4 protein-coding genes are annotated in these 6,000 nt (G+C 43.4%); 3 read left to right on the top strand and 1 reads right to left on the bottom strand.

Annotated elements, in window-relative coordinates; all coding sequences use genetic code 11:
* Window positions 1-93 precede the first annotated feature (93 nt).
* Both dhaK and dhaL read left to right on the top strand, forming a co-directional pair.
* Entirely contained in the window at window positions 94-1,170 is a 1,077-nt protein-coding gene (dhaK, locus tag HWQ43_RS18970; protein WP_292736896.1) for a dihydroxyacetone kinase subunit DhaK, read from the top strand.
* A gap of 31 nt (window positions 1,171-1,201) precedes the next feature.
* Window positions 1,202-1,831 (top strand): dihydroxyacetone kinase subunit DhaL, encoded by a 630-nt coding sequence (gene dhaL, locus HWQ43_RS18965; protein WP_292736894.1) that lies wholly within the window; start codon window positions 1,202-1,204, stop codon window positions 1,829-1,831.
* Window positions 1,832-1,841: 10 nt separating this feature from the next.
* Here dhaL and HWQ43_RS18960 read toward each other — a convergent pair whose 3' ends face one another.
* Window positions 1,842-4,133, bottom strand: coding sequence for an IMS domain-containing protein (locus HWQ43_RS18960; protein ID WP_292736892.1), 2,292 nt, complete (start codon window positions 4,131-4,133; stop codon window positions 1,842-1,844).
* Between the two features lie 768 nt (window positions 4,134-4,901).
* Here HWQ43_RS18960 and pdhA point away from each other — a divergent pair.
* Window positions 4,902-5,936 (top strand): pyruvate dehydrogenase (acetyl-transferring) E1 component subunit alpha, encoded by a 1,035-nt coding sequence (pdhA, locus tag HWQ43_RS18955; protein WP_094348061.1) that lies wholly within the window; start codon window positions 4,902-4,904, stop codon window positions 5,934-5,936.
* Window positions 5,937-6,000: the final 64 nt, after the last annotated feature.

Genomic DNA, 6,000 nt, shown 5'->3' with positions numbered 1-6,000 from the left:
ACGCACCAAGGCAATTCCCAATCCAAAATCTAAAATCCAAAATCTAAAATGGTATAACCTGGGTTTTAACACCCTTTTAAGCAAACACGGATTATGAAAAAGCTGATCAACAAGCCGGAAGACTTTGTGCGGGAAAGTCTAGAAGGTATGGCGGCGGCTCATTCCGATTTAATTAAACTGAACTACGATCCTGCTTTTGTCTATCGAGCCAATGCACCTATTCCGGGTAAAGTAGCAATTCTTTCAGGTGGTGGCAGTGGACATGAACCAATGCACGCTGGCTTCGTGGGCAAAGGAATGCTGGATGCAGCTTGTCCTGGTGAGGTTTTCACTTCACCGACTCCAGACCAAATGCTAGAAGCAGCAAAGCTTGTAAATGGAGGTTCAGGTATCCTTTATATCGTCAAGAATTACAGTGGCGATGTGATGAACTTTGAGATCGCAACGGAGTTAGCCCGTGGTGAAGGCATTCGAGTGCTAAATATTTTGATCGATGATGATGTAGCAGTGAAAGATAGTCTCTATACCCAAGGAAGGCGGGGTGTAGGAACAACAATACTGGCGGAAAAAATTTGTGGCGCGGCGGCTGAGGCTGGGTATGATTTGCCACAAATAGCAAATTTATGTCGCCGAGTAAATCTGAATGGGCGGAGTATGGGAATTGCTCTAACATCTTGTACAGTGCCCGCGAATGGAACACCAACATTTGAATTAAGCGATCGCGAAATCGAATTAGGTATCGGTATCCACGGTGAGCCAGGAATAGAACGCACAGCCATCAAAGCAGTAGACGAGATTACCGAAATTTTAACGCGATCGCTCCTTGAAGATGCACCATACAGCCGCACACTTCGCGAGTGGGATGAAGACAAAGGAGAATGGGTAGATGTAGAACTAACAAGTCTACCATTTGCCAAAGGCGATCGCTTATTAGCTTTCGTCAATAGTATGGGTGGAACTCCGGTTTCCGAACTGTATATTGTTTACCGTAAACTCGCCCAAATCTGTGAACAGCAAGGATTGCAAATTGTGCGAAACTTGATAGGCCCTTACATCACATCTCTAGAAATGCAAGGTTGTTCCATTACCCTGCTGAAATTAGATGATGAGATGATCCGGCTCTGGGATGCACCAGTAAAAACACCAAGTTGGCGTTGGGGAATTTCATAATCATGAATTACGAATTACGAATTATTTTAATATGGTGAGTCAGTCACAGATATTACAGTGGTTGCAGGCTTATGCAACGGAGATAGAGCAGAATAAAGCTTATTTGACAGAATTAGATGCTGCGATCGGAGATGCCGATCACGGGATCAATATGGATCGCGGCTTCAAAAAAGTAAGCGCTCAGTTACCAACTCTTACAGACAAGGACATTAGCAGCATTCTTAAAGCTGTGAGTATGACCTTAATTTCTTCTATTGGCGGTGCTAGTGGCCCTCTTTATGGCACCTGGTTTTTACGAGCCAGTACAGCAGTAGTTGGTAAGCAAGAATTAACAGAACAAGATGTTTTAGGAATACTCCAAGCAGGCTTAGACGGCGTGCTGCAACGTGGTAAAGCGCAACTAGGAGACAAAACGATGGTGGATGTGCTGTCTCCATCAGTAGCCGCTTTTGGACAAGCTGTAGAAGAAAGTAAGGGAACGCTGGAAGCTATGCAACAGGCTGTAGTAGCAGCTCAAAAAGGGTTGCACGAAACTATACCAATGCAAGCGAAAAAGGGACGGGCTAGCTACCTGGGGGAACGGAGTATGGGACATCAAGATCCGGGAGGAACTTCTGCTTATTTGATGTTAAAGAGTTTGTTAGGGGTATTGGAAACCTAAAAATTCCAACTTATCTAATTATCTGATTCACAACAGATGCACTCTGAATAAGCCATTTACCTCGTTGTCGAATCAAATCATACCGAACTCGCAAATTCTCGTTAGAAGAGTTTTTAAACTGACCATTTTCATATAACTGCGTCGCTTCCTTCACCGTAGCTACCACTGCGGCACGATCTGCGAATAAATCAATTTTCTCTACAGATTCAACCTTTACGCTATGCTCGTACTTGCGGTAGCGGTTGTCAGACCTAGCCTGTTGAGCGATCGCCCGCCATTGAGACAAAGCTGAACCAGTTAGAATCTGCTCTAAATTATTAATCTCATGATTCGGCCCTAAAGCTTCGGCTTTAGTAGATAGCCAAGTGCGAATGATTTGCTCTGCCGCAGTATCTGTTAAAGGGCCATCTAGTCCTTCTGGTGGACTATTTGGAGGGGGAATAGATATTGGTGGTTGATTTATTTGTACAAACAACTGTGAAGGAGGTACAGATCGTGTAGGAAAAAACAGATTTTTTAACCATCCAAAAGTAGCTGTGGCTAACACCCAGAAAACTAAAATACTCACTAAAGAAATAAATATTCTCCATACCAGCCGTGTTTTCCCTTCTATGGTGTTAGCAAAAGTTCGCCGCCGCCGAGGACGCCGAGAATGGGGACGATTATCCGGTACACGCTCTCCGATATTAGATGGAGTAGGTTTTCTCCGCCGACGCTTTTGGTTATGAGCAGGTGTAGCACTTTTAGCTGAACCGTTCAAATCCTGATTAGTGCCTCTGCTCGTTCGTTCAGCAGCAGGAACCTCTGATTTTACACTTCCAGATGAATTCCACATTGGTGGTGAGAAGTTTAAATGTTCTGGTGTGTCTGGTAAATCTAGGTCAGGTGTTCTGCTGTGGTTAAATTGCTTTGGAGTCCTAGTTGAATTTTTAGGGAAAGGGGAATTATTTGTCTGTGGCTGGGGAAAATTTTGGGGGTTAATTACAGCCCACTCATTAGTTGTTTCTGCATCCGTTGGCAGTGCTTCTAAATAAGCTTGTACCTGTCGGTTAGCAAAGTAATCTTTTAGAAACGCTTGCTGGTTTGCTAAATCTCGAAAATGGGGAAATACTTCATGTTGCAACCACTGTTCTGTATATAGACACAGCCCTGGTAACAAATCTGGAGAGTCTTGAGATTTTTCTCTAATAAAAGCTAAAGCTTCGTACTCCTGACTAAGTTCTAAAACCCGAGTTGCTTCTTCAGTTTGTCCTAAAAGTAAAGCACATAGAGACTGTTCTAAATGTACATCTTGGCGCTTGCCCAGACGTATGAGCATTTGTCTTGCTTGACGAATTAAAGCAGGTTGCCGTTGAGCAAATCCCCGCGCTATCAAGGCATAAACAGCTAAGTAAGTGGCAACAGCAGAATTACGTTTGCTTTGGGCTTCAAATAACTTGTGCTGCTCGGCGACTGTTAAGTGGTTGCGTAACTGCTGGATAAACCGCAGAAAGTCATCTATGTTTAAACCAGAGTCATCATTGTTCGTGCCATCAATCCCGCCACGATCTTCTAAGAGGTTTTGCAACAATTCCAAACCTTGGCTTCGTTCGGCAGTCTTTCCTTGAGGTAGTGCCAGCAACTCCAAAATTCGATATGGTCGCAATTTATAAAGATCCGCCTGAATTTCCGCCTGGACACTGGAGAACAACCCTTCGCGTACTAGCAGTTCTTGACCAGTTTCTAGAGATATGGCGGCATTTTCATAATGACCTTGTTGCCACTGTTCGCGACCTAATTCTAGACAAGCAAGGGCGACAGTGAGAACAACATCAGGATGTTCAGCACTTTCGTGTATTTCTTCGTCTACTAAATTATTGCCTTTTCTTGCACTTGTAGCACCATTTTTATTTACCAGGTACGGACGACCTAGTTTTAGTACAAGTTCGTATTCCCCCAACTCTTGCAAAATTAATAAAGCGCCAACCAACTCGTCTTGAGTAATTTCGATACCCAAACTCTGGGTATCACTACCCCTTTTGGTGCTTTCTGGACGATTTTCCAGTGCTACTGCGGCAGCAGCAAGGTTATCAGGGTCATAGGCGTGAGCAAGATAAAGCTGATCGTAGGTACTGCGTTGTTTTGGATCTGATAAAACCACGTAAGCTTCTTCTATGAGTTGTTTACGAGAAGAAATTGCAGCCTGAGAATACTCACGTCGCGGCAATTGTACAATGCGATCGCTGTATGCCTGTCGCAATTGTTCTTCACTTGCCGCTAACGGTAGTCCTAAAATTCGGTAGTAATCTAGCGGAATTCGCACAGCCTACTTCCCCTGCACCGTGATCAACATAATTCACCTAGAGCGTTCCAGGCCTGTAAAACCGTGCCATAAAAATGCCGTGTAGAATTTACTCTACAAGTGTATATTGCAACAACTTGTTTTGTCCCTTCCCGAAATTTTGAGTCACATTTTAGTACTAATTTTTTGCTTTCGCCTAGAAAGCCTCAATTGTTTGTTTTAATTCTTAGTATTTTTGTTTAACACAACTATTATCAGCCTTCGATACCACAAACCACAACTACCGCTTTTAATCACGGTATATATTATTGTGGTTGGAAGAATCTATTGATGATTTATTTTTTTGGGACTTTCCCACTATGCAGTAACAAAAATACCAACTATTGGGGATTTACCCTGATAACGGGAGAAAAAAATAATATCATAATTTACCCTTCATTACAATTACCTATTTGGGTATTATAGATTTTTGCCTACTTTTTTTTAAATTGTTAATGGATATGCAGAAAGCAGTCTATCTTGATTGCTAGTCTGTGAAGGGGAATAGTGAGAGAGAAAACCTAAAGCGGCAGATATTGCCGTTAGAGTCAAATCCTCACGGGGTATGAGCTGAAAAGTTAAAAATCAAAAATTAAAAATTCAGCTATTCCCTAAGACCCTTTTTTGGTGCATAAATAAAGTTTGATTGTTGAGTCTTACAAACGCTAGCCTGTTAAAAGCTGAGGTGTTATCAGACCAACTTATTTAAGACCGTAACTTTAAGTTGTACAACAGGGATACTCAAAAATAATGGTTCAAGAGCGTACTTTACCCACATTTAATCCTGCCACTACGCATATTACAAAAGAAGAAGGATTACGGTTGTATGAGGACATGGTATTAGGGCGCTTGTTTGAAGACAAGTGCGCTGAAATGTACTACAGAGGCAAAATGTTTGGTTTTGTCCATTTGTACAACGGTCAAGAAGCCGTTTGCAGTGGTGTTGTGCAGTCAATGCGACCGGGTGAAGATTACGTTTGTAGTACTTACCGCGACCACGTTCATGCTCTGAGTGCGGGAGTACCAGCAAGGGAGGTAATGGCAGAATTATTTGGCAAAGCCACAGGTTGCAGCAAAGGGCGCGGTGGTTCGATGCACATGTTTTCTGCCGAACATCGCTTGTTGGGTGGCTATGCTTTTGTGGCTGAGGGAATTCCTGTAGCAGCGGGAGCGGCTTTTCAAAGCAAATACCGCCGCGAAGTGCTGGGAGATAAAAATGCTGACCAAGTGACAGCTTGCTTTTTTGGCGACGGTGCTGCTAACAACGGTCAGTTTTTCGAGACACTAAATATGGCAGCCCTATGGAAACTGCCAATTCTGTTTGTGGTCGAAAATAATAAGTGGGCCATTGGGATGTCTCACGAACGGGCGACTTCCCAGCCAGAGATTTATAAAAAAGCCAGTGTGTTTAACATGGTGGGCGTGGAAGTAGATGGTATGGATGTTCTAGCAGTCCGAGCCGTCGCTCAAGAAGCCGTCGCTCGTGCCCGTGCAGGTGAAGGTCCAACATTAATTGAGGCGCTTACCTACCGCTTCCGGGGTCACTCCTTAGCTGACCCAGATGAAATGCGAAGCAAAGCTGAAAAAGAATTTTGGTTCGCCCGTGACCCAATTAAAAAGTTGGCAGCTTATTTGCTAGAGCAAAATCTCGCAGATGCAGGAGAAATCAAAGCCATTGACCTTAAAATTCAGGACGTAATCGACGAGGCCGTTAAGTTTGCCGAAAGCAGTCCTGAACCAGACCCCAGCGAGTTATATCGTTTCGTGTTTGCAGAAGACGAATAACAAAGTTAGGAGTTAGGAGTTAGAAGTTATGAATTGTTAACTCCTAATTCACAACTCCTAACTA

Origin of the sequence: Nostoc sp. JL31, assembly GCF_017114965.1 — a bacterium.
In the GTDB taxonomy this organism is placed as follows: domain Bacteria; phylum Cyanobacteriota; class Cyanobacteriia; order Cyanobacteriales; family Nostocaceae; genus Nostoc; species Nostoc punctiforme_A.
The sequence above is the reverse complement of the archived record's forward strand: the minus strand, read 5'-3'. Positions and strand labels throughout refer to the sequence as shown.